The following is a 24,901-nucleotide window of genomic DNA, read 5'->3' as shown; positions in this document are numbered from 1 at the left end:
CTCCATGAATAGACAATTATATTGAGAGGGACCTTGTTTTCTAGTATGATGAGAATAACGGGGGAAATACTAGGATGAAGAAGGTTTCAAGTCTATAACTTGGAGGAAAAGAATGAACAATCGTATTTTAGTAGTTGATGATGAGGAATTTATCTTAACTTTAATTGAATTTAATTTACAACAAGCTGGGTTTGAAGTTATAACAGCGATGGATGGAGAAATGGCGCTTCAAAAAGCGACAACAGAACGCCCAGATTTAATTATATTAGATTTAATGCTTCCGAAAATGGATGGTATGGAAGTGTGTAAAGAATTACGATTGCAGCGCGTTATGACGCCGATTTTAATGTTAACGGCAAAAGATGATGAGTTTGATAAGGTGCTAGGTCTTGAACTTGGGGCAGATGATTATATGACGAAGCCATTTAGTCCAAGAGAAGTTGTTGCTCGTGTGAAGGCAATTTTGCGCCGCACGAAATTACAACAAGAAGAACAAGTTGCAGAAGCGCCAGATGAAGATAGCATTACAATTGCAGAACTTAAAATTTTACCGGAGTTTTATGAGGCTTATTTCCAAGGAAGAAAGCTTGAATTAACACCAAAAGAATTTGAACTACTTGTGTATCTCGCGAAAAATAAAAGTCGCGTGTTGACGCGTGATCAATTATTAAGTGCTGTATGGAATTACGATTTTGCTGGTGATACACGAATTGTTGATGTTCATATTAGCCATTTGCGCGATAAAATTGAACAAAATACGAAAAAACCGACGTACATTAAAACGATACGTGGTTTAGGATATAAATTAGAGGAGCCAAAAGGGAATGAATAAATTTCGTTCCAGGCTTCTTTTTACATTTGTTTCTCTTATTGTATTTATTTTAGTTGGACTAGGCTTATTGCTAGAAACTGTGTTTGAAAACTACTATATAGATCATGCTAAAGAGAGAATGGTAAAAGAGACGGAGTATGTTGCGGCGTTAGCAGAAGAGCAAGGTTTTGATAAGGTCCTAAAAAATCCATACGTATTTGAAAAGTTAGAAGAAAAAATACCAGCTTCTATCGTATTTGTGAATGAAAAAAAGAAAGTTCAATATAGAAAAGGACAAGAATTGGCATTTAGTCCAGAGACGATTCAAGAACTTTCTTCGGAAGTGGCAAAACAACGAAGTAAAGTGATTACGAAAGAGACAGATCGAAAGAATCAATTTTATCATACGGTGTTCGTTCAAGATGTAGAAGGAAAACAAGGATACATTTTGGTGAAAAGTACAATCGATCCTTTAAGAGACGTACATCAAAAAACGTGGGGATTATTAATTATCGGATTTGTCATTGCTTGTCTCGTAGTTGTATTTTTAGGTATGAAAATTACAGGGCAATATATTAGGCCGATTGAATCAGTTACGAAAGTTGCAATTGAATTGGCGAAGGGTAATTATAAAGCACGTGCATACGAAAGTCATTCGGACGAAACAGGAATGCTGAGTAAAGCAATTAATATTTTAGCTCGTAACTTACAAGAGATGACACTGGAACAAGAAATGCAGCAAGATCGTCTGCATACGTTAATTGAAAATATGGGAAGCGGAATGATTTTAATTGATAGCCGCGGATATATAAACCTTGTAAACCGCTCTTATAAGGAAACTTTTCACGTAACAGATGAAGAATATTTAGATCGCTTATATTATGAATCGTTTCATCATACAGAAATTATTGAGCTTGTAGAAGAAATCTTTATGACAGAAGTGAAAGTGCGTAAACAAATGTTATTGCCACTTGGAATTGAGCGGAAGCACTTTGAAGTATATGGAGCACCGATTATCGGGACAAACCATGAATGGAAAGGGATTGTTCTCGTATTCCATGACATAACAGAGTTAAAGAAATTAGAACAAATGAGAAAAGACTTTTTAGCGAATGTTTCTCATGAATTAAAGACACCGATTACTTCTATTAAAGGTTTTTCAGAAACACTCTTAGACGGAGCGATGGATAATAAAAAATTCTGCGAACATTTCTTGCACATTATTTTAAAAGAAAGTGAGCGCATGCAAGGGTTAATTGAAGATTTATTAGATTTGTCGAAGATCGAACAACAAGGATTTAAATTAAATATGGGAACCGTTGATATGAAGGGGCTGCTTGAAGATATTCATATGGTGCTTGATAATAAAGCAGGAGAAAAAGAAATCTCTTTACAAGTGAATGTATTAAAACGTGCCTCTGTTATTGGAGATCCAAGTCGTCTGAAACAAATCTTTATTAATTTAATTAATAACGCGATCGTATATACACCGGCTGGAGGCGTTGTTTCAGTAGAGTTAGCGGAAGATAAATATAATGCTTATATAAAAGTATCGGATACTGGAATTGGTATTAGTAAAGAGGAAATTCCGCGTATTTTTGAACGCTTTTACCGAGTGGATAAAGCGAGAAGTAGAAATACTGGTGGTACAGGCCTTGGATTATCAATTGTAAAGCATTTAGTAGAGGCGCATCAAGGTACGATTACAGTAGATAGTGAAGTTGGAGAAGGGACAACGTTTACAGTTGTTTTACCGAAATCAGCAACTGAAAAATAGGATGAAGGATGTTTACAATATATTAACAATGTCTTAATTAAATATTAATAAAGCTCTGTTAATATAATACATGAAAACCCCTTCATCCAAGGAGTAATTTTGGACGAGAATAGTTAAACTGTTCTCGTCACTTCCCTTTATGCCAATATAAGTCTGTTTTATATATGAAAGAAAAGAACCGTTATTTTTCTTCTCTCTATTAGTCATGTTAATATAGAGAGAGGAAAGGAACGGTTTTTTTCTGTGAAAAAAATCATTTCAAATTTGCATGGGGAGGTTTCTGATTTGGAAAAAAAGGTCGTATTAGTAGATGGTAATAATATCGCGTATCGTGCTTTCTTTGCACTACCGCTTTTAAATAACGACAAAGGTATACATACGAACGCAATTTACGGTTTTACAATGATGTTAATGAGAATATTAGAGGAAGAAAAACCGACGCATATGTTAGTAGCATTTGATGCGGGTAAAACGACATTCCGTCATAAAACATATAGTGAGTATAAAGGCGGACGTCAAAAGACCCCACCTGAATTATCAGAACAATTCCCGTTTATTCGTGAGATGCTTGATGCATTCAACGTACCGCGTTATGAATTGGAAAATTATGAAGCGGATGATATTATGGGAACGCTAGCAAAAGAAGCAAGCGAACAAGGAGCAAGTGTAAAAGTTATTTCAGGAGATAAAGATTTACTTCAACTTGTTTCTGATAACACGCTTGTATGTATTCCGCGAAAAGGGATTACGGAAGTAGATGAATATACGAAAGAAGCTTTATTTGAGAAATATAGCTTATCACCAAAGCAAATTATCGATATGAAAGGTTTAATGGGAGACCAATCAGATAATATTCCGGGTGTACCAGGAGTTGGTGAAAAAACTGCGATTAAATTGTTAACACAGTTTGGAACGGTTGAAGAAGTGTATGACAATCTAGATCAAGTAAGCGGGAAGAAATTAAAAGAAAAACTGGAAGCAAATAAAGACCAAGCTCTTATGAGTAAAGATCTTGCAACTATCATTACAGATGCGCCGATTACAGTGCATGTGGATGATATGGAATATAAAGGATATGAAGCAAGTGATGTCGTTCCAATGTTCGAGAGTTTAGGATTTACATCTCTTTTAAATAAATTAGGTGTTACGCCAGAAGAAACGGCTCCAGCTGAATTAGATGATATTACATTTGATATTGTGGAAGAAGTTACCGAAGAAATGCTTCAGCAAGATAGTGCGCTTATTGTTGAAGTACAAGAAGATAACTATCATAAAGCAGATATTCAAGGTTTTGGTATTCAAAATGAAAATGGTTGCTACTTTATTCAAAAGGACATTGCTCTTAAGTCAGATGCATTTAAAGACTGGCTTGCAGATGGAGAGATGAGAAAGCATACATTTGATGCGAAGCGTGCAATCGTTGCACTGAAATGGAACGGTATAGATATACAAGGGGTTGACTTTGATCTATTAATCGCTGCTTATTTACTTGATCCGGCTGATACAGATAAAGATTTCCGTACTGTAGCGAAAATGAAAGAAACGCATGCTGTGAAATCTGACGAAGAAGTTTATGGAAAAGGCGCGAAGCGTGCTGTTCCAGAGTTAAAAGTAGTAGCGGAGCATGTAGCTCGTAAAGTGCATGTATTATATGATGTAAAGCAAACATTCGTTGAAGAGTTAGAGAAGAATGAGCAATATGAACTGTTTACAGAGTTAGAATTACCACTTGCGCGTGTATTAGCTGATATGGAAGTAAAAGGTGTAAAAGTTGATACAGAGCGTCTTCGTAATATGGGAGAAGAACTTGCAGGCAGATTAAAGGAAATGGAACAGGAAATTTATAAGCTTGCGGGAACAGAATTTAATATTAATTCACCGAAGCAGCTTGGTGTTATTCTGTTTGAGAATTTAAACTTACCGGTTATTAAAAAGACGAAAACAGGTTATTCTACGTCAGCTGATGTACTAGATAAGCTTATGGATCACCATGAAATTATTCCAAACATTTTACATTATCGTCAATTAGGGAAACTAAATTCAACTTACATTGAAGGTTTACTGAAAGTTGTACATGAAGATTCATCTAAAATTCATACTCGTTTTAATCAAGTGTTAACACAAACAGGTCGATTAAGTTCGACGGATCCGAACTTGCAAAATATCCCGATTCGATTAGAAGAAGGAAGAAAGATTCGTCAGGCATTTGTTCCATCAGAAGAAGGTTGGATTATGTATGCGGCTGATTATTCACAAATCGAGCTGCGTGTATTAGCTCATATTGCAAATGATAAAGGGCTAGTTGAAGCATTCCAACATGACATGGATATTCATACGAAAACAGCTATGGATGTATTTGGCGTTGAAAAAGATGAAGTAACTTCAAATATGAGACGACAAGCGAAAGCTGTTAACTTCGGAATTGTGTATGGTATTAGTGATTATGGTCTTTCGCAAAACTTAGGGATTACAAGAAAAGCAGCAGCGGAATTTATTGAAAAGTATTTAGAAAGTTTCCCTGGTGTACAAGAATACATGGAGGACATCGTAAAAGATGCGAAACAAAAAGGATATGTGGCCACATTATTAAATCGTCGCCGTTATATTCCAGAAATTACGAGTCGTAATTTCAATTTACGTAGCTTTGCTGAGCGTACAGCGATGAATACACCAATTCAAGGTACTGCAGCAGATATTATTAAAAAAGCGATGATTATTATGGCAGATCGTTTAGAAGAAGAAGGCTTACAAGCGCGTCTTCTTCTACAAGTACACGATGAATTAATATTTGAAGCACCAAAAGAAGAAATTGAAAAATTAGAGCAGCTTGTACCTGAAGTAATGGAGCATGCAATTGAACTCGCAGTTCCGCTGAAAGTTGATTATTCTTACGGTCCAACTTGGTACGACGCAAAATAAGGAAGTGATGAAATGCCTGAATTACCAGAGGTTGAAAACGTCAGACGGACACTTGAAAATCTTGTAACAGGAAAAACGATTGAAGATGTTATTGTTACTTATCCAAAAATAGTGAAACGACCGGATGATGCAGAAATCTTTAAAGAAATGCTAAAAGGCGAGAAGATTGAAAATATAAAGCGAAGAGGAAAGTTTTTGCTTCTATATGTAACAAATTATGTTATTGTTTCACATTTGCGTATGGAAGGTAAGTTTTTACTACATCAAGAGGATGAGCCGATTGATAAACATACGCACGTCCGTTTCTTATTTACAGATGGAACTGAATTACATTATAAAGATGTGAGAAAGTTTGGTACGATGCATCTCTTTAAGAAAGGTGAAGAGATGAATCAAATGCCTCTTGCTGACTTAGGTCCGGAGCCGTTTGATGCTGAATTGACACCGCAGTATTTACAAGAAAGATTGCAAAAGACAAATCGTAAAATAAAAGTTGTGCTATTGGACCAGCGTCTTTTAGTAGGGCTTGGAAATATATATGTTGATGAAGTTTTATTCCGTTCTCAAATTCATCCGGAACGGGAAGCTTCTTCTTTAACAGTAGAAGAAATTGAGCGGATTTATGAGGCTACCGTTACAACGTTAGGTGAAGCGGTAAAACGTGGCGGAAGTACAATTCGGACGTATATCAACTCACAAGGGCAAATTGGTTCATTCCAAGAACTCCTAAATGTATATGGAAAAAAAGGAGAGCCGTGTGTAACTTGTGGTACGATATTAGAAAAAACAGTAGTTGGCGGGCGAGGAACGCATTACTGCCCAATTTGTCAGCCTAGAATATAGAAAAGAGATAACATCGGATAGGCATTTGTCATATACATACAGCAGAGCTATGTATAAGGGAGGAGCTTACCGATGTACCTTTATTTATCTCTTATTTTATTAGCTTTTACATTAAGCTTAGATAGCTGTAGTGTAGGGCTAACATATGGGTTAAGAAGCGTAAGAATTCCACTAAAATCAATTATAATTATCGGAATCTGTTCAGCGGCTGTTATGCTTGTTTCAATGGGAATTGGACATATGATCGCGAAAATATTTTCACCTGTTATCGCAACGCGTATCGGTGGGCTTGTTCTTATTGGAATAGGGATTTGGGTGTTATATCAATTTTTTCGAAGTGAGAAAAAAGAAGAACTGAAGCAAGAGGAGAAGGTCTGGAAATTAGAGATTGCCTCGCTAGGGCTAGTAATTCAAATTTTACGGAAACCGACTGTAGCAGATTTTGATAAATCAGGCACCATTTCTGCAGGAGAAGCATTACTTCTTGGTATCGCTCTTTCTGTAGATTCATTTGGTGCCGGAATTGGTGCATCTTTATTAGGGTATGCACCCGCTATGATGGCGATATTAGTTGCAGTTATGAGTTCTTTGTTTTTGTTTATTGGAATGAAACTTGGGACGGTTTTATCGAATATGAAGTGGTTACAAAAATTTACATTCCTGCCTGGAGTATTACTCATTATTATTGGAATTTGGAAAATGTAAGTATGGGCGTGGAACATTAGTTTCGCGCCTTTTATTATGAGGAGGATTATGATGACAGTAGTAATTGGATTAACAGGAGGCATTGCAAGTGGAAAAAGTACAGTGTCTCAAATGTTTCGTGAATTGAGCATACCAGTTATTGATGCAGATATTATTGCGCGAGAAGTTGTAGAGCGAGGAAAACCAGCATATAACAAAATAGTAGAAGTATTTGGAACGGAAGTGTTGCAAAAAGACGGAGAACTGGATCGGCCGAAATTAGGGAGTGTCGTTTTCTATAATGAAGAAAAACGATTGCAGTTAAACAAAATTGTTCATCCTGCAGTACGTGAGGAAATGAATAGACAAAAGGAAATGTACATAAAAGAAAGTATGCAAGCGATTGTGTTAGATATCCCTCTTTTATTTGAAAGTAAATTAACAAGTCTCGTTGACCGTGTTTTAGTTGTAGCAGTTACTCCTGATACACAATTAGAACGTTTGATGAAACGAAATGGTTTTTCCGAAGAAGAAGCAACGGCGCGTATTCAATCTCAAATGCCGTTAGCGGAAAAAGTGAAAAATGCAGATGAAGTGATAAATAATGATGGCACAATTATGGGAACGAAAACACAATTGCAGGTGATTTTAAAGAAATGGAACATTATTGACTAAAAAATTGTGAAATTAATGAAAATGCTTAGTGACATATCTCCTTTTTGTGTTATACTATTATTGGAATTGGAGATAAATAGTATAACGCATTCAAGGGGGATAACATATTATGACTCGTGTGGCAATTAATGGATTTGGACGTATTGGGAGAATGGTATTTCGTCAAGCAATAAAAGAAAGCGCATTCGAAATTCTAGCAATCAATGCAAGCTATCCATCTGAAACGTTAGCACACTTAATTAAATATGATACAGTTCATGGTAAGTTTGACGGAACAGTAGAAGCATTTGAAGATCACTTATTAGTTGATGGAAAAATGATTCGCCTTTTAAACAACCGCGATCCAAAGGAATTGCCTTGGACAGATTTAGGTGTTGAAGTTGTAATTGAAGCAACTGGTAAATTTAATTCAAAAGAAAAAGCAATTCTTCACGTTGAAGCTGGAGCGAAAAAGGTTATTTTAACAGCGCCTGGTAAAAATGAAGATGTAACAATTGTAGTTGGTGTGAATGAAGACCAATTAGATATTACAAAACATACTGTTATTTCAAATGCATCTTGTACAACAAACTGTTTAGCGCCTGTTGTAAAGGTGTTAGATGAGCAGTTCGGAATTGAAAACGGTTTAATGACGACTGTTCACGCTTATACAAATGACCAAAAAAATATTGATAACCCACATAAAGATTTAAGAAGAGCGCGTGCTTGCGGACAATCAATCATTCCGACAACGACAGGTGCCGCGAAAGCGCTAGCAAAAGTTCTTCCGCACTTGAACGGAAAACTTCATGGTATGGCACTTCGTGTACCAACGCCAAACGTGTCTCTTGTTGACTTAGTAGTAGACGTAAAACGTGATGTGACAGTTGAAGCTATTAATGAAGCTTTCAAAACGGTTGCAAACGGTGCGTTAAAAGGTATTGTAGAATTCAGCGAAGAGCCTTTAGTATCTATCGACTTTAATACAAATACACACTCAGCTATCATTGATGGTTTATCTACAATGGTAATGGGTGATCGTAAAGTGAAAGTACTTGCTTGGTATGATAACGAGTGGGGCTACTCTCGTCGTGTTGTAGATCTTGTAACGTTAGTTGTTGAAGAGTTAGCGAAACAAGAAAATGTGCAACACATTTAAGTGAATAAGGGGGAGGGCAAGGCAATATTTGCCCTCTTTTTTTATTTTTTTCTGAAAAGGAAAAAAATTATATGAGTATATTTTAAATAGTGGACATACCACGAAACGTTGTGATTACTGCATTTGTGAATCGTTTATTTTTTTTAGGGAAAAGTAAAGAGGAAAATATGACAGAAAATCGAAAAAACTGTTGTTGCAAAATGAAAATAAACAAAGTATACTAACACTCGTAAACTTAAGAGCTGAGGTACGTAGTCACTACTTAAAGGGTTAGGACCTCTCTGGACTAACTTTCCCCCGTGGTAGTGGAGCAAGCCAAATTGCAAATTAGTTTTCAATTCGAACAGTTAGAATAAATTTACAAGGGGGAACTGTAGAATGGATACTATGGATACGATGGGTCGTCACGTGATCGCTGAACTTTGGGATTGCGATTTCGACAAGCTTAATGACATGCCGTATATTGAACAATTATTTGTGGATGCAGCACTAAGAGCTGGTGCTGAAGTGCGTGAGGTTGCTTTCCATAAATTTGCACCACAAGGTGTAAGTGGAGTAGTAATTATCTCGGAATCACATTTAACAATTCATAGCTTTCCGGAGCACGGTTACGCGAGTATTGATGTTTATACTTGTGGGGATCGTATTGATCCAAATGTTGCTGCAGAATATATTGCAGAAGGTTTAAACGCGAAAACGCGTGAGAGCATCGAGCTTCCTCGAGGCACTGGTAGCTTCGAAATTAAGCAGAGAGAAACAAAAGCTCTTTAAAAAAGAACATAATTGATTTAAAATGTAAAGAGGTGTATAATGCACCTCTTTTTTAGTTTATAAAAAAGAGGTAATATAACGTACTGGTTAGTTGAATAAATTGTACTCTTGCAAATGAGGTAGTGCCCTATATACCATCTTATTTTTAAGGATGAGATGATAAAGTGATGCGCTGAAACTTAAAGTGGTAAGAGAGTTAGAATGAGTTATATAATATTGTATATATATTTTAGGTGAAGTGAGTAGAGAAAAATAAAGAGTATAGTGTAAAGGAGTGAATGAATTGCGTTGTCCATCCTGTTCTCATAATGGTACAAGAGTGTTAGATTCGCGTCCGGTAGACGAGGGGCGCTCTATTCGAAGAAGGAGAGAGTGTGAAAGTTGCTTAAGTCGCTTTACGACCTTTGAAAGGGTAGAAGAGTCACCTCTTATCGTTGTAAAAAAAGAAGGCACACGAGAAGAGTTTAATAAAGAAAAGATTTTACGTGGTTTAATTAAAGCGTGTGAAAAAAGACCAGTATCTTTAAGACAATTAGAAGAAGTAACACAAAGCGTGGAACGTGAACTGCGTAATTTAGGTATATCAGAAGTGAAAAGTGATATGATTGGTGAAATTGTTATGGAAGAACTTCGCGATATTGATGATGTTGCTTACGTACGCTTTGCTTCTGTATATCGTCAATTTAAAGATTTAAATGTATTTATTGAAGAATTAAAAGATATACTGCAAAAAGAAAGAGAGTAGAAGTTGTATTTTATTCTCTTTACATACCGTAAGTAATAGGATAAGAGAGCTAGAAGCGTAAGCTAATAGCTCTTTTTCACTAAGAATTTATATAATGAAGGTAGAACGAATGAAGTAGAGGATAGATTGGATGAGAGAAAGGAAAAGCAATAATGGAAAAACAGTCATGGATGGAGCTATTGCCGATTGATCGTTATAAAGTAAGTGCGAAAGGGCTACTGCATAATTACGACCGAAAAGTATTAACGATGTTGTATCAGCCGTTAATAGGTAGTAGAGCTTTTAGCTTATACATGACACTATGGGGGGAGCTAGAGCAAGATCGTGTATTTGGAAAAGAGAATACACATCATTCCCTTATGGTGACTATGCAAATGCAACTTCCTGAAATATATGAGGAACGAGTAAAGTTAGAGGCAATTGGGCTTTTGAAGGTATATATTAAGAAAGAAAAAGATATTCGAATGTTCATATATGAGTTGCAACCACCTTTATCTCCAAAGCAGTTTTTTGATGATATTGTTTTAAGTATCTTTTTATACAATCGATTGAGTCGGACAAAATATAATCAAGTAAAGCAATATTTCTTAGAAGAAGAATTTGATTTTGCTTCTTATGAAAATGTTACGCGCTCTTTCAATGATGTGTTTGGTTCGTTTAATCCAGGACAGCTTGAGCATGCGCAAGAAGACCTTCGTATCCCAAAAACGACAACTATGCCAAGTAACGAGAAGGGAGACGCTCCGAAAGTTTGGAATGATTTCTTTGATTTCTCTTTATTTGTAGATGGATTGTCCGCTCTTGTTCCTAAAAAGTCGATTACAGATCAAGTAAGAGACTGCGTTATAACACTTGCTTACGTGTATGGTGTAGATGTGTTATCGATGCAAAATATCGTTCTTGGTGCGGTGACAGAGATGCAAACAATTGATATGGAAAGGCTTAGAAAAGGAGCTCGCGATTGGTATCAATTTGAAAATGGTCAAGCATTACCGGTATTAAGTGAAAGAGTACAGCCTCATGCTGCACGTACGATGAAAGAGAAAGAGCCTTCATCGCAAGAGGAGATGCTAATAAAGCAGCTAGAGGAAATCTCGCCAAAACAATTATTGAAAGAGATTTCTGGTGGTGCAGAGGCAACGAAAGCGGACTTGCAAATCGTTGAAGATGTCATGATTAATCAAAAATTGACACCAGGAGTTGTGAATGTACTTATTTATTACGTTATGCTACGCTCAGATATGAAACTTGCGAAAACGTATGTCGAGAAGATTGCTGGGCATTGGGCACGTAAAAAGGTTGGTACAGTAGCGGACGCGATGGAGTTAGCGAAAGAAGAGAACCGTCAATATCAAGAGTGGGCTGAGACGAAGAAAAAAGGCCGTACGGCGAAGAAAACGGTACGGAAAGAAATGGTACCAGATTGGCTTAAGGAAGAAGAGCCGAAGGAACAAGAGAAAGAAACGGCGAAGAAAGATGTAAGTGTAGAAAAAGATGCAAGTACGTTAGAAGATGAACGAAAACGATTAGAAGAAGTGTTAAAAAAATATAAGCGTGATTAATAGAAGAGAATGAACGCTCTTTGAGGTGAGAAAATGGAGCATATTCAAAATTCATTTGCAAAATTAATGGGAAATGAAAAATTTAAAAATAGATATGAAGTATTAAAGGCAGAAGTAATGGCGCATCCGCGTGTGAAAGAATTTATAGACGAACATAAAGGTGAAGTAACGACTTCTATGATTGAGCGCAGTCTTGTGAAGCTATATGAATATATTGGACAAAGTGTAGGTTGCGTGGATTGTCCGGATTTAGGTTCATGTAAAAATATGCTGCAAGGGTACGAGCCAAAGCTTGTTATTCAAGGGAAAATGATTGATATTCAATATGATCGCTGCGTTAGAAAAGTAGCACATGACGAGAGAAAGAAATATGAAAAACTCGTTCAAAGTGTATATATGCCAACGGATATTTTACAGGCAACTATGGAAAACTTAGACCCTTCTGATTTAAATGCACGTATCGATGCAATTGGTGCAGCGAATGAATTTTTAAGTACATATGAACCAGGTAAAAAAGCACAAGGTTTATATTTGTACGGTAAATTTGGTGTAGGAAAAACGTACCTTTTAGGAGCAATTGCGAACGAGCTTGCTCGAAAGAAAATAAGTTCGATGCTCGTATACTTCCCAGAATTTTTACGTGAAATCAAAAGTTCGATTCAAGATAATTCGATTGGTGAAAAGATTGATGCGGTTAAACGCGTACAAGTTTTAATGTTAGATGATATCGGGGCAGAAGCAATGTCAAGCTTTGTGCGTGACGATGTGCTTGGTGCAATCTTGCAATTCCGTATGTTAGAAAACTTACCGACGTTCTTTACGTCTAATTTTGATTTTAAACAACTGGAACACCATTTAACGTATACACAGCGTGGTGAGGCTGAAGAAATGAAGGCAGCACGTATTATGGAACGAATTAAATATTTAGCGAAACCAATTCCGATTGGTGGGAAAAATCGTCGTCATAAGTAAAAGAGCAAGCTGAGAAGCTTGCTCTTTTGTATTATAGTGATATTTTCTTTTCAAATATGAGGTCGAAATATTCAGGTTGTCCAGAACTGCCAATCGTAGGGGCGACAATCTGTACGAACCTCCAGTCATCTCTAGCATGTTCTTGAATAATTTCTTGGTAGTCTTCAGCTAGTTTTGAGCGAGTGAGCCCCCAATGGAATTCGACTTTTACGAATTTATATTCGAACATTCGGATACCCCCTTTTAGTGATAAATAAAGTATACAATAAAAAATTCATAGTAGCTTGTATCATTTTTTTCTCCCTCCCTTAATATATATAAAATTAGCAAGCCAGATTGAGTGGATTTTCTAACGATAGGAAATGTAATTCTACTAAGAGTGAACTTCACGCGGAAAGGACTCTTATAGGATTTGTAACGTATAGATACAGTCCTTTAGAGCAGGGATAAAAGGGGGGACAAAAGTGATTGAAATTTGCTTCGAAGAAAAAAATGATGCTATGCACGTATATAGACAATTGCTGAAAAGAGCGGAAGTGTTATATAAGGAAACGAGTGTGTATTTACAGGAGCAAAAAGTGGTGATTCACATACCAGTACATGAATCGAATTATATTGAAAAGATCTTATTGCCAGTAATGGTGTATTTCATTGTGAATGTGAAACAAAATGAGTGGATTTATACGATCTTAAAAGAAAAGTTTTTTTATGAAGAACAAGAAGAGTGTCATCAAATATTGCACATGGCACATGAGATTTTAAAGGGAAGAAGAAAAGGTGTAGCTCAGGATTTAACTCGTAACGCATTTGAGTCATATATTAAGTCTTCTTTAAATAATTGGCTTTGTGATCCGCTCTCATTCTCGTTTTCATCATATATCCGTTTTCGTCTTCGTACATATAGGGAAATGGTGGCTAAACTTGCGGAAGTGGCAATTGATGAGTATAAGATGGAGCAAGAATACCAAATGTTCATTGAAACGCTTCGGCAACAAGTGAGTAGCCGTAAATCACGCTTGTCCTGTGTGCATCTTATTTTTGATGAAAGCTTTATCTTTTATGATGATAAAGGTAGACGTTTAAAACAGGAGAAGTTGGTCCAATATATAGATGAAGAATTATTAAAGCAAAATGATGTATATATTGATACAAAAGTAATTGCGCCGCTTCTTTCTATTTCGCCAAAAAAGATTTATTTATATACGAAGGAACAAGACCATAATATGATTATTACTTTGCGAAATGTGTTTCAAGAACGGGTCCAATTACATGGATTACATGATTTTGAGCGCAATGTGAAAAATTTAAAAAATAAAGGTAACGCCCTTGATTTTCTAAGTTTTTGAGCATATAATTACCTACATAAATGAAATATATCGAAATGTCATGATGAGGACATGAGTAGTTTTCTACGATTTTCAGAGAGGGAAGCCTTAGGGTGTGAGCTTCCTAGTACGGGATTATTACTTACCACCTCTAAACTTTAGCAGTGAACGATTCTTTTAGTAATTGCTAACGGACAACACCGTTATGTTGAACTTGAGCAATTAACGATCATGTTAATTGGAACAAGGGTGGAACCACGAATTCAACACTCGTCCCTTTTTATGGGATGAGTGTTTTTTATTTTGAGAAAAAGAGGAGTGACCAGTGATGGCAGATGTAGTTAAAATTACTTTCCCTGATGGAGCTGTGAAGGAGTTTCCAAAAGGCGTAACAACTGAAGAAATCGCAGCTTCTATTAGCCCAGGCTTAAAGAAAAAAGCTGTAGCTGGAAAATTAAACGATGAGATGATCGATCTTGTTACACCAATCGAAGAAGATGGTGCAGTTTCTATTATTACATTAGATTCTGAAGATGGCTTATATATTTTACGCCATTCAACAGCCCACCTTTTAGCACAAGCGTTAAAACGTTTATATAAAGATGTTAAGCTTGAGCTTGGCATTGGCCCAGTAATTGAAAATGGCTTCTATTACGATATCGATATGGAAGAAGCAATTACAGTTGAAGACTTCAAGAAAATCGAAAAAGAAATGCAAAAAATCGTGAACGAGAACTTAGAAATCGTTCGTCATGAAGTACCACGTGCAGAAGCACTTCGTCGCTTTGAAGAAATTGGCGATGAGTTAAAATTAGATTTAATTAACGACCTTCCAGAAGATGCAGTTATTTCAATCTATGAGCAAGGTGAATTCTTCGACCTTTGCCGTGGTGTTCACCTTCCATCTACAGGGAAAATTAAAGTGTTTAAATTATTAAGCGTTGCAGGTGCTTACTGGCGCGGCGATAGCAATAATAAAATGTTACAACGTATTTACGGTACTGCATTCGTTAAGAAAGCAGAACTAGATGAGCACTTACGTATGCTTGAAGAAGCGAAAGAGCGCGATCACCGTAAATTAGGTAAAGAATTAAAACTATTTACTAATAGCCAAAAAGTAGGACAAGGTTTACCACTTTGGTTACCAAAAGGTGCAACAATTCGTCGTATTATCGAGCGTTACATCGTTGATAAAGAAGCAAGCTTAGGTTATGATCACGTATACACTCCAGTATTAGGAAGCAGAGAGTTATATGAAACTTCTGGTCACTGGAACCACTACCGTGATGGCATGTTCCCATCAATGGAAATGGATAATGAAGAATTAGTTCTTCGTCCAATGAACTGTCCTCACCATATGATGGTTTATAAAAATGATATTCACAGCTACCGTGAATTACCAATCCGTATTGCGGAACTTGGAACAATGCATCGTTATGAAATGTCAGGTGCGTTATCTGGATTACAACGTGTACGCGGAATGACTTTAAACGATGCGCACATTTTCGTTCGTCCAGATCAAATTAAAGAAGAGTTAAAACGTGTTGTAAACTTAACTCTAGAAGTGTACAAAGATTTCGGTTTAGAGAACTACTCATTCCGTCTATCTTATCGCGACCCAGCAGATACTAAAAAGTATTATGCGGATGATGAGATGTGGGAAAAAGCACAAGGTATGTTAAAAGAAGCTATGGATGAAATGGGTCTTGATTACTATGAAGCTGAAGGTGAAGCGGCATTCTACGGTCCAAAACTGGATGTTCAAGTTCGTACTGCTCTTGGAAAAGACGAAACACTTTCAACTGTACAATTAGACTTCTTACTTCCAGAACGCTTTGAATTAACTTATGTTGGTGAAGACGGTAAGCAACATCGTCCAGTTGTAATTCACCGTGGTGTTGTATCAACTATGGAACGCTTCGTAGCCTTCTTAATTGAAGAATACAAAGGTGCATTCCCAACTTGGTTAGCTCCAGTTCAAGTACAAGTAATTCCAGTTTCTCCGCAAGTACATTTAGACTATGCGAAGAAAGTACAAGACGAATTGCGTCGTGCTGGTATCCGTGTTGAATTAGACACTCGTGAAGAGAAGATTGGTTACAAAATCCGTGAAGCACAAATGCAAAAAATTCCGTACATGCTTGTAGTAGGTGACAATGAAGTAACTGAAAACGGCGTAAACGTACGTAAATATGGTGAACAAAAATCAGAAACAATCGCATTAGATGCTTTTGTTGACATGATTAAAGTAGAAGGAAAACGATAAGAAAAAGCCGCGGTATACCGCGGCTTTTTTATGTAATATACTTGAGGGGAATTAGAAAAAATACCCATGTAACACTTATCGTAAAAAAGTATTGCAAGTATGTTAGTTGTTTGTTACAATATTTCTTGTTGTTAGTAAAACACATCGCGTCTTCTTGACAGACGTCATGTCCTATGATAAACTCATCAAGGATAATAGAATATTGTTTTGTGGAACAAGTAGAAGCACCCGCTTCTCACCTGATGGACGCATTCGCAGTTAGCAGGTAAATGTATTTCTTACTTAAGATTTTACAAGTGTGGGTGTCGTATGCCCGCACTTTTTTTGTCGGGTTCTATGACTACAAAATATGTTCTGAGAAAACCTTGGAGGTGGCTTACTATTAGCAAGGATATGATGATTAACGAGCAAATTCGTGCACGTGAAGTACGTTTAGTTGGCGCAAATGGCGATCAACTTGGAATCAAGTCTCGTAATGACGCTTTAGACTTAGCTGCAAATCTTAATCTTGATTTAGTATTAGTTGCTCCAAATGCGAAACCGCCAGTATGCCGCATTATGGACTACGGTAAATTCCGCTTTGAGCAACAGAAGAAAGAAAAAGAGCAGCGCAAAAATCAAAAAGTAATTAGCATGAAAGAAGTTCGTTTAAGTCCAACAATTGATGAACACGACTTTAACACAAAACTTCGTAATGCTATCAAGTTTTTAGAGAAAGGCGACAAGGTTAAAGCGTCAATTCGCTTTAAAGGACGTGCCATTACTCATAAAGAAATCGGTCAACGTGTTTTAGATCGCTTCTCAGAAGCTTGTGCTGAAGTTAGTACAGTTGAATCTAAGCCTAAAATGGAAGGACGCAGTATGTTCTTAGTTTTAGCACCGAAAAACGATAAGTAATAGATAGAGGAGGAAATACCTATGCCTAAACAAAAAACTCATCGCGGCGCTGCAAAGCGTTTCAAAAAGACTGGATCAGGTAAACTGAAACGTTCTCACGCTTACACAAGCCATTTATTCGCTAACAAATCTACAAAAGCTAAACGTAAACTACGTAAAGCTGGTGTAGTAAGCGCTGGTGACTTCAAACGCATTCGTCAAATGCTTGACAACTTAAAATAAGTTCGGCTGATATATAGAACAATTAGGAGGTAATATTATGCCAAGAGTAAAAGGTGGTACAGTTACTCGTCAACGTCGTAAAAAAGTTATAAAATTAGCAAAAGGTTACTACGGTTCAAAAAATACATTATTCAAGGTTGCTAACCAACAGGTTATGAAATCTCTAATGTATGCATTCCGTGACCGCCGTCAAAAGAAACGTGACTTCCGTAAATTATGGATTACACGTATCAACGCAGCAGCTCGTATGAATGGTCTTTCTTACAGCCGCTTAATGCACGGTCTTAAAAATGCTGGCATCGAAGTTAACCGCAAGATGCTTGCTGACTTAGCTGTTCATGACGAAAAAGCTTTCGCTGAATTAGCAACAGTTGCAAAAAACAACATTAACTAATTAATTAGTTGAAACCTTAGAAGAATTTTCTTCTAAGGTTTTTTGTTTGTATTCAGAGAGAAGTTTGAAGTTCTAAAGATTAACGGATGTGCTATTATCGATATGACAAAATTAATATAAAAACTATAGCGGTATAGAAGAATATATATGTGAAGTCAGGAGAATCCTCCTGGCTTTTTTTAATTCTGCTCTTTTGGAAAGAAGAGTATCTTTCCTAGCCGAAACGACACTGCTATAATGGAAAGATGATATGGAACTTTCATCAGATGAACAATTTAAGAGCGATGACTGAAACGTATTTGTAAATTAAGGACAAGCTATTTTATAAAGAGGTAGATAGCTGACTTATTCATAAGAACTGAAACATAATAATGAACTTTGAGATGAAACAACATTGTTGCGTAAAATGCGATGTTGGAGGAGGACAATAGAATGGACTTACTACAACTATTTAAATTACAAAAAGAATTAGATGACCGTATTGCAAAAGAACATGACTTACAACCGAAAAAATTGTTAAAAGAAAAAATGTTAGCTCTTCTTGTAGAAATTGGAGAACTTGCAAATGAAACACGTTGTTTTAAATATTGGAGCAACAAACCAGCTTCGGAACGTGGAGTAATATTAGAAGAATACGTAGATGGTTTGCATTTTATTTTATCAATCGGAATTGATTTAGGGATTGATAAAAACTTCCTATTCTATAAATGTGCACAAACGAATAAAACACAAGTGGAAATTTTCTTAGACACATACGCGAAAGTAATTCGTTTTACAGATCAACCATCTATTACAAACTATATTGAATTATTTACGAGCTATCTTCGACTTGGACAAGCACTTGAATTTGAGCAAGAAGAGATTGAAAAAGCGTATTTAGATAAAAATGAAGTAAATCATCAGCGTCAAACACAAGGATACTAATTTAATTTTTGAATATTTCAATTTAATTATTGTATAATGAATTGACTGAAGAAAAAGGAGGGTGTTGGCAATGACAAAATTAGACGCGACATTGACAATGCTAAAAGAATTAACAGATGCACGTGGTATTGCCGGTAACGAGCGTGAACCACGCGAAGTAATGAAGAAATATATCGAGCCATTTGCAGACGAGCTTTCTACTGATAATTTAGGAAGTTTAGTTGCGAAAAAAGTAGGGGAAGAAAACGGCCCGAAAATTATGGTTGCAGGTCATTTAGATGAAGTTGGCTTTATGATTACGCAAATTGATGACAAAGGTTTCCTACGCTTCCAAACGGTGGGTGGCTGGTGGTCACAAGTTATGCTTGCACAGCGCGTGACGATTGTAACGCGTAAAGGAGATGTAACAGGTGTAATTGGTTCAAAACCACCGCACATCTTACCTCCAGAAGCACGTAAAAAGCCAGTTGAAATTAAAGACATGTTCATCGATATCGGTGCTTCTAGCCAAGAAGAAGCAATGGAGTGGGGCGTACGACCAGGAGATCAAGTTGTACCTTACTTTGAATTCCAAGTGATGAAGAATGAAAAAATGTTACTTGCAAAAGCATGGGATAACCGAATCGGTTGTGCGATTGCAATTGATGTATTAAAACAATTAAAAGATGAAAAGCATCCAAACGTTGTATACGGCGTTGGAACTGTACAAGAAGAAGTTGGTCTTCGTGGTGCAAAAACATCTGCGAATTATATTAAACCAGATATCGCGTTCGCAGTAGATGTTGGTATCGCTGGAGATACACCGGGTGTAACGTCAAAAGAAGCGCAAAGTAAAATGGGCGATGGACCACAAATCATTTTGTATGATGCTTCTGTTATTGGACATACAGGTTTACGTGATTTCGTAGTTGATGTTGCTGACGAATTACAAATCCCATACCAATATGATTCAGTAGCGGGCGGGGGAACTGATGCGGGTGCGATTCATATTGCTGTAAACGGTATTCCTTCTATGGCAATTACAATTGCAACGCGCTATATTCATTCTCATGCAGCAATGTTACACCGTGATGATTATGAAAATGCAGTAAAGTTAATTGTAGAAGTTATTAAACGTCTTGATAAGGATGCTGTACATAACATTACATTTAATTAATAGAAAAAGCGAAGGAGATTTTCCTTCGCTTTTTTATGTTTTAAAAAGGTCGTTCTAATCCTGCTGCAGTATGAGCGCCTAAAATAATTAAACGAGTTAATTGCATCGCCATAAAATGCGGGGTATATATCATTCCTCTTTTTAACCATGACATAATCATTCCGATGTGAGCCCCTGTCACATAACTAATCAAAATATCACGAGGAACCATAAGATCTTCGTCATCTGGTTGTGAAATAGACAAGCTTAATGTTAAATGCACTTGTATCGTTTTCATCATTTTATAAGAGTAGTTTCCGGCAGCTTTATCCCCAAGCATAACGTTATAAAAGTTTACATTTTCTGCGATATGTTCGAATAAAGCCAAAAATGTAGGATGAGGTGAATCGAATGTAAGTTGAAAATCTTCTTTATTTCTATTTTTCGGTTTAATTACTTCTGCTAGCTTCTCTAACATTTCTTCAATACTTTTGTCTAATAGGTCATATTTATCATGGTAATGGCTATAAAATGTAGCGCGATTTACAGGAGCACGTTCTGCGATATGTTGCACAGTTACATTTTCAAAGCCTTTTTCGCCTACTAAAGCGACAAAAGCATCCTGAATGAGTTGTCTCGTTCGCTTTACACGTGGATCATTTGTATTTTTAATAGACATTTTACTTCTCCTCGTTTAATTTTCTATACTTAAACAACATATTGGTATTATATTGTTGTTTAAGCAACATTTCATACGTAAATTGTCGGTTGTAGATTCAAAATAATTATTTATAATTATAAACGATAGTCCTTCAGAAATCAGCACCGCTCGCAGGTAGATAAGTTTCGATTTACGCTGCAGATGGTGTGATTTTTTCGTTAAAAGGTTAATATAATTAACAATTAAACAATCTAAACAATAAGGACATAAATAGTTTAGAAAAAAATTATATGCGATATAAGGAGAGGAATGCAATGAATCAGTTTCGAAGAATGGTAATTATCAACATTATCACATTAATTGTACTAGTTGGCGGCGGTATTGTCGGTTATTACTATTACAACCAAACGGAAAATTACTTAAAAACAGACAATGCAAAGATCGATGGAAAGGTAATTCCGGTTGCTTCACCAGTAGCAGGGAAACTAACTGACTGGAAAGCTGAAGTTGGAAAAAATTACAATGAGAACGATAAATTAGGAGCTGTTACTGTAGCAGCAGCTAATGGAGAACAAACAGTAGATGTAACAATTCCACAAAATGCAACGGTTGTACAATCAAACGCAACAACAAATGCTTTCGTTGGAGCAGGTAGCCCGATTGCTTACGCATTTGATATGAACAATTTATGGGTAACAGCAAACATTGAAGAAACAGATGTTGATGATGTTCAGAAAGGTCAAGACGTAGACGTGTATGTAGATGCATACCCAGATACAACGTTAACTGGGAAAGTAGAACAAGTTGGTTTAACAACAGCAAATACATTCTCGATGTTACCATCAAGTAATTCAACAGCGAACTATACGAAAGTAACACAAGTAGTGCCAGTTAAAATTTCATTAGATCATAGCAAATCAGTAAATATTGTTCCTGGAATGAATGTGTCAGTTCGTATTCATAAGTAAGGGGGAGATGAGATGTCCTCAATTGCAATTGTAGGATATGCACTATTTTGTATAATCGTCTTCTTCCTTGTAAATCGTCTTTTACGAAAGAAAAAAACGAACGTGGGAGAAGAACAAGTCCCAGCCGTAAGTAAAATAGAAGTAAGTAAGCTAGAAGCAGTAGAGAAAGAAAGTGAACAAAAGCAAGAAGCCGAAATTTCTAATGTAGTTGAATTAGAAACAGGCAAGCAAGAAGAAGTAAAACAAGAAAAAGAAATGCCGAAAAAACAAACGTCTATGCCTATAGAGGATGTAAATGTAAAAGCAGTTGTAACAGTATTAATTCTCGGCATGTTCGTTTCTATTTTGAACCAAACAATCATTAACGTTGCATTGCCTCCGTTAATGAATGAATTTAACGTATCAACTTCAACGGCGCAATGGTTAATTACAGGGTTTATGCTTGTAAATGGTATTTTAGTGCCGATTAGTGCCTTTTTAGTTTCACGATTTACGTATCGTAAATTATTTGTAGCGGCAATGTTATTCTTCACAGTAGGATCTATCATTTGCGCTACTTCAGGAAACTTTACAATGATGATGACAGGCCGCGTAATTCAAGCAGTTGGTGCGGGTATTTTAATGCCGGTTGGTATGAATATCTTTATGACATTGTTCCCGCCTCATAAGCGCGGAGCGGCGATGGGATTACTAGGTGTTGCAATGATTTTAGCACCAGCTATCGGACCAACTGTAACAGGTTGGGTGATTGAAAACTATAGCTGGAACTTAATGTTCTATGCGATGTTTATTATCGGTTTAATTATTACGTTCCTATCTTTAAAATTCTTTACACTAGCTCAGCCAGTGTCTAAAACGAAATTAGATATATTCGGTGTTGTTAGTTCAAGTATTGGACTAGGAAGCTTATTGTACGGATTTAGTGAAGCTGGAAATAATAGTTGGACTAGTGCAGAAGTCATTATTTCACTTGTTATCGGTGTAATTGGTTTAGCGTTATTTATTTGGAGAGAGTTAACAACGGACAATAAAATGCTTGATTTACAAGTATTTAAATATCCAGTATTTACTTTTACTTTAGTAATTAACGCAATCGTTACGATGGCATTATTCGGGGGTATGTTATTGCTTCCAGTATATCTGCAAAACATTCGTGGCTTTACGCCAATTGAATCTGGTTTACTACTTCTTCCAGGATCATTAATTATGGGGATCATGGGACCAGTAGCGGGTAAATTATTCGATAAATATGGCATTCGTCCATTAGCGATAATTGGATTGGCAATTACGACGTATGCGACATATGAATTTACAAAATTATCGATGGATACACCGTATAGCGTTATTATGACGGATTATATTATACGTTCAATTGGTATGTCATTCATTATGATGCCAATTATGACAGCTGGTATGAACGCACTGCCGATGAAATTAATTTCTCACGGTACAGCAACGCAAAATACGTCAAGACAAGTAGCTGGTTCAATCGGAACAGCGATTTTAATCACACTTATGACGCAACAAACAACTGCTCACGTAGCAGATTACGGCAACATGTTAACAACATCAAACCCAATTTTAGTTGATAAAGTACACGGTATGGGGCAAAGTTTAGCAGCGATTGCCGGATCAGCTCAAGCAGGAGATGCGATGAGCACACAACTATTATATGGACAAATTTCAAAGCTATCTGCAATTAACGGTATTAACGATGCCTTCTTAATTGCAACGATACTAGCAGGTATTGCTTGGGTGTTATCGTTCTTCTTACAATCAGGCAATAAACCAAATAGAAAAGCAGGGAATTAAATTTCCTGCTTTTTTGTTTTCTTATAAAAAGATGCAATTAGATATAGAATGAATCACCTGCAGACATGAGTTCCCAGAAAATAACTCCTAATAGTCCCGCAATAAAAATAATGAATCCCATGTTGCGTATACTTTTAATTTTCATTTGTAATCCTCTTACCCCTGCTAATAATCCAGTTAAAGAAAACAATATCCAGTATAAAGTAGTTGAAATAGGGAGGATTGTCTCGCTATTCACCTCCATGCTCCAAAAAACAAAAGGTAGCGTTACAAAGGAAAAGCTAAGTACCCCCATTAAACCAACAAATAATTTCCGATGTTTAATACTAGTAATAATTAAAAAAATACCACCGAAAAATCCGCATAAGACAAGAAGTGGCATATAAACAATCCAAAGGAAGCTAAACATATATAATCTCCTTTTATGTAATGAGTTATATTTTACTACATCAGGTTCATTTTGGATATTATTAATAAATATGTATAAATTGATAGAAATGGGTAGTAATGATACGGATTATCAAAAAGTGCTAATTGAAGAAGAGTTTGAAGTTGTGATAAAAGAGTAAAAAGAGGTATCGTGATGATACCTCTTTTTAACTGAAGAATGCCAACGTATTATTTATAATATGAAATAACATAGCTGGAAGAATGGATTTTGTTTTCTTACATAAAATAGCCATTAATAATCCCATGAAGAAAGTAATTACCATTACTCCAAGTGAGTATGTATGAGCGATACCAAAGAAGAAACTTGTTAAGACTGCTGCAATCCAAAATGGAAAGCGCTCAGAGAAGAAATGAAGTATAAAACCACGGAAAATAAGTTCTTCAAAAATTGGTGTGAGTATTGCAAATCCGAGAAGTAATAGTATTTGATATTGCTTAAAAACGTCTAAGTTTAGTGCGGAAGATTGTTGCTTTGTTGCGTCTTGGAACACATAATTTAATAAGAAGTAGTTGATTATGATGTTTATAGCGAAGAAAAGAAGTAAATATACGTATGTGCGCCATTCTTTCAGTGCTTTAAAGTTAAAAGAGTTCAGTAATAATCTTTTCGCAGGTTTGAATTTAAAAATAAAGAATAACAACATGGCTAGTTGTAACCCTATACTTGCGGTGTTTGCAATAGATTCATACAGGGCAATTTGCTTTTTATTTGTAAGACTAGCCGTATAAATTGTTAAGGGCATTATTGCTAGGAACAAGGTAATGAGTCCAGTTCCGAAAAAAGCGAATAAAACGGAGCTAATAAATTGTCCCCATGACATAGAGTGTTTCTGTTCATCAGAAAGTTGTGTAGCGGATTGCATCTGTGAAATCACCTCTTTATATTTGTATATTAAATTATAGATTAATTTGTTTCTGAATGTAACATTTAAATATTACATACAAAGGTG

The 24,901-nt window shown here is 36.2% G+C and carries 24 protein-coding genes and 2 other annotated features; of the genes, 20 read left to right on the top strand and 4 right to left on the bottom strand.

The annotated features are described in order from the left end of the window. Nucleotides 1-112: 112 nt before the first annotated feature. The 11 genes from phoP (at nucleotide 113) to dnaI (ending at nucleotide 12,897) form a co-directional block, all read left to right on the top strand. Nucleotides 113-832, top strand: coding sequence for a two-component system response regulator PhoP (gene phoP / locus ACYFX0_RS10700; protein ID WP_001065220.1), 720 nt, complete (start codon nucleotides 113-115; stop codon nucleotides 830-832). Next, nucleotides 825-2,588: a sensory box histidine kinase PhoR gene (gene phoR / locus ACYFX0_RS10695; RefSeq protein WP_001032097.1), complete on the top strand. Its 1,764-nt coding sequence runs from the start codon at nucleotides 825-827 to the stop codon at nucleotides 2,586-2,588. The genes phoP and phoR overlap by 8 nt, the downstream gene beginning before the upstream one ends. Before the next feature lie 285 nt (nucleotides 2,589-2,873). Further along, entirely contained in the window at nucleotides 2,874-5,507 is a 2,634-nt protein-coding gene (polA, locus tag ACYFX0_RS10690) for a DNA polymerase I (protein WP_000412808.1), read from the top strand. A 12-nt stretch (nucleotides 5,508-5,519) separates the two neighbouring features. Beyond that, complete coding sequence (mutM, locus tag ACYFX0_RS10685; protein WP_001114475.1) at nucleotides 5,520-6,350, top strand: DNA-formamidopyrimidine glycosylase; 831 nt, start codon at nucleotides 5,520-5,522, stop codon at nucleotides 6,348-6,350. Nucleotides 6,351-6,422: 72 nt separating this feature from the next. Beyond that, a complete protein-coding gene (ytaF, locus tag ACYFX0_RS10680; RefSeq protein ID WP_460270441.1) occupies nucleotides 6,423-7,055 on the top strand; it encodes a sporulation membrane protein YtaF in 633 nt (210 codons plus the stop codon). A gap of 51 nt (nucleotides 7,056-7,106) precedes the next feature. Continuing rightward, on the top strand, nucleotides 7,107-7,709 hold the full coding sequence (coaE, locus tag ACYFX0_RS10675) for a dephospho-CoA kinase (protein ID WP_000219323.1): 603 nt from the start codon (nucleotides 7,107-7,109) through the stop codon (nucleotides 7,707-7,709). Between the two features lie 109 nt (nucleotides 7,710-7,818). After that, nucleotides 7,819-8,847, top strand: a complete 1,029-nt coding sequence (locus tag ACYFX0_RS10670; RefSeq protein ID WP_106081817.1) for a glyceraldehyde-3-phosphate dehydrogenase — start codon at nucleotides 7,819-7,821, stop codon at nucleotides 8,845-8,847. Between the two features lie 387 nt (nucleotides 8,848-9,234). Further along, nucleotides 9,235-9,618 carry an adenosylmethionine decarboxylase gene (gene speD, locus ACYFX0_RS10665; protein ID WP_002003660.1) on the top strand — a complete coding sequence of 128 codons (384 nt, stop codon included), beginning with the start codon at nucleotides 9,235-9,237 and terminating at the stop codon, nucleotides 9,616-9,618. Nucleotides 9,619-9,901: 283 nt separating this feature from the next. Beyond that, entirely contained in the window at nucleotides 9,902-10,363 is a 462-nt protein-coding gene (nrdR, locus tag ACYFX0_RS10660) for a transcriptional regulator NrdR (protein WP_001203687.1), read from the top strand. A gap of 152 nt (nucleotides 10,364-10,515) precedes the next feature. Continuing rightward, nucleotides 10,516-11,925 carry a replication initiation and membrane attachment family protein gene (locus ACYFX0_RS10655; protein ID WP_000415031.1) on the top strand — a complete coding sequence of 470 codons (1,410 nt, stop codon included), beginning with the start codon at nucleotides 10,516-10,518 and terminating at the stop codon, nucleotides 11,923-11,925. Between the two features lie 33 nt (nucleotides 11,926-11,958). Next, a complete protein-coding gene (gene dnaI / locus ACYFX0_RS10650; protein ID WP_000400117.1) occupies nucleotides 11,959-12,897 on the top strand; it encodes a primosomal protein DnaI in 939 nt (312 codons plus the stop codon). Between the two features lie 31 nt (nucleotides 12,898-12,928). Here dnaI and ACYFX0_RS10645 read toward each other — a convergent pair whose 3' ends face one another. Further along, complete coding sequence (locus ACYFX0_RS10645; RefSeq protein ID WP_000464454.1) at nucleotides 12,929-13,126, bottom strand: DUF4177 domain-containing protein; 198 nt, start codon at nucleotides 13,124-13,126, stop codon at nucleotides 12,929-12,931. A 235-nt stretch (nucleotides 13,127-13,361) separates the two neighbouring features. Between ACYFX0_RS10645 and ytxC the strand changes: the two genes are divergently transcribed. The 7 genes from ytxC (at nucleotide 13,362) to ACYFX0_RS10610 (ending at nucleotide 20,081) form a co-directional block, all read left to right on the top strand. Then, entirely contained in the window at nucleotides 13,362-14,243 is an 882-nt protein-coding gene (ytxC, locus tag ACYFX0_RS10640; RefSeq protein WP_000569624.1) for a putative sporulation protein YtxC, read from the top strand. Nucleotides 14,244-14,274: 31 nt separating this feature from the next. Beyond that, nucleotides 14,275-14,503, top strand: a binding site (T-box leader). A 47-nt stretch (nucleotides 14,504-14,550) separates the two neighbouring features. Next, complete coding sequence (thrS, locus tag ACYFX0_RS10635) at nucleotides 14,551-16,488, top strand: threonine--tRNA ligase (RefSeq protein WP_000786077.1); 1,938 nt, start codon at nucleotides 14,551-14,553, stop codon at nucleotides 16,486-16,488. Nucleotides 16,489-16,698: 210 nt separating this feature from the next. After that, nucleotides 16,699-16,819 (top strand) — a sequence feature (ribosomal protein L20 leader region). Nucleotides 16,820-16,881: 62 nt separating this feature from the next. After that, nucleotides 16,882-17,385 (top strand): translation initiation factor IF-3, encoded by a 504-nt coding sequence (gene infC / locus ACYFX0_RS10630; protein ID WP_000973215.1) that lies wholly within the window; start codon nucleotides 16,882-16,884, stop codon nucleotides 17,383-17,385. A gap of 21 nt (nucleotides 17,386-17,406) precedes the next feature. Continuing rightward, the gene (gene rpmI, locus ACYFX0_RS10625) at nucleotides 17,407-17,607 is read left to right on the top strand and encodes a 50S ribosomal protein L35 (protein ID WP_001125945.1); all 201 of its coding nucleotides are present in this window, start codon (nucleotides 17,407-17,409) and stop codon (nucleotides 17,605-17,607) included. 37 nt (nucleotides 17,608-17,644) lie between these two features. Next, entirely contained in the window at nucleotides 17,645-18,001 is a 357-nt protein-coding gene (gene rplT, locus ACYFX0_RS10620) for a 50S ribosomal protein L20 (protein ID WP_001138362.1), read from the top strand. Between the two features lie 432 nt (nucleotides 18,002-18,433). Beyond that, entirely contained in the window at nucleotides 18,434-18,925 is a 492-nt protein-coding gene (locus tag ACYFX0_RS10615) for a dUTP diphosphatase (protein ID WP_000365052.1), read from the top strand. A 70-nt stretch (nucleotides 18,926-18,995) separates the two neighbouring features. Then, nucleotides 18,996-20,081: a M42 family metallopeptidase gene (locus tag ACYFX0_RS10610; RefSeq protein ID WP_000163554.1), complete on the top strand. Its 1,086-nt coding sequence runs from the start codon at nucleotides 18,996-18,998 to the stop codon at nucleotides 20,079-20,081. Nucleotides 20,082-20,121: 40 nt separating this feature from the next. On the opposite strand, the gene ACYFX0_RS10605 is transcribed toward ACYFX0_RS10610, so the two are convergent. After that, nucleotides 20,122-20,739: a TetR/AcrR family transcriptional regulator gene (locus tag ACYFX0_RS10605; protein WP_000023661.1), complete on the bottom strand. Its 618-nt coding sequence runs from the start codon at nucleotides 20,737-20,739 to the stop codon at nucleotides 20,122-20,124. A gap of 296 nt (nucleotides 20,740-21,035) precedes the next feature. Between ACYFX0_RS10605 and ACYFX0_RS10600 the strand changes: the two genes are divergently transcribed. Both ACYFX0_RS10600 and ACYFX0_RS10595 read left to right on the top strand, forming a co-directional pair. Then, the gene (locus ACYFX0_RS10600; protein ID WP_001071423.1) at nucleotides 21,036-21,689 is read left to right on the top strand and encodes an HlyD family secretion protein; all 654 of its coding nucleotides are present in this window, start codon (nucleotides 21,036-21,038) and stop codon (nucleotides 21,687-21,689) included. Between the two features lie 12 nt (nucleotides 21,690-21,701). Beyond that, nucleotides 21,702-23,501, top strand: a complete 1,800-nt coding sequence (locus ACYFX0_RS10595; RefSeq protein WP_000094778.1) for a DHA2 family efflux MFS transporter permease subunit — start codon at nucleotides 21,702-21,704, stop codon at nucleotides 23,499-23,501. Between the two features lie 37 nt (nucleotides 23,502-23,538). Here ACYFX0_RS10595 and ACYFX0_RS10590 read toward each other — a convergent pair whose 3' ends face one another. Together ACYFX0_RS10590 and ACYFX0_RS10585 are read right to left on the bottom strand one after the other, a co-directional pair. Further along, nucleotides 23,539-23,910, bottom strand: coding sequence for a hypothetical protein (locus tag ACYFX0_RS10590; RefSeq protein ID WP_016077226.1), 372 nt, complete (start codon nucleotides 23,908-23,910; stop codon nucleotides 23,539-23,541). 187 nt (nucleotides 23,911-24,097) lie between these two features. Further along, the gene (locus ACYFX0_RS10585; RefSeq protein WP_001190242.1) at nucleotides 24,098-24,814 is read right to left on the bottom strand and encodes a CPBP family intramembrane glutamic endopeptidase; all 717 of its coding nucleotides are present in this window, start codon (nucleotides 24,812-24,814) and stop codon (nucleotides 24,098-24,100) included. Nucleotides 24,815-24,901: the final 87 nt, after the last annotated feature.

The sequence above is a fragment of the Bacillus sp. NEAU-Y102 genome, assembly GCF_054788175.1.
Note: the sequence above shows the minus strand (reverse complement) of the source record. Positions and strands in the feature narration are given on the sequence as shown.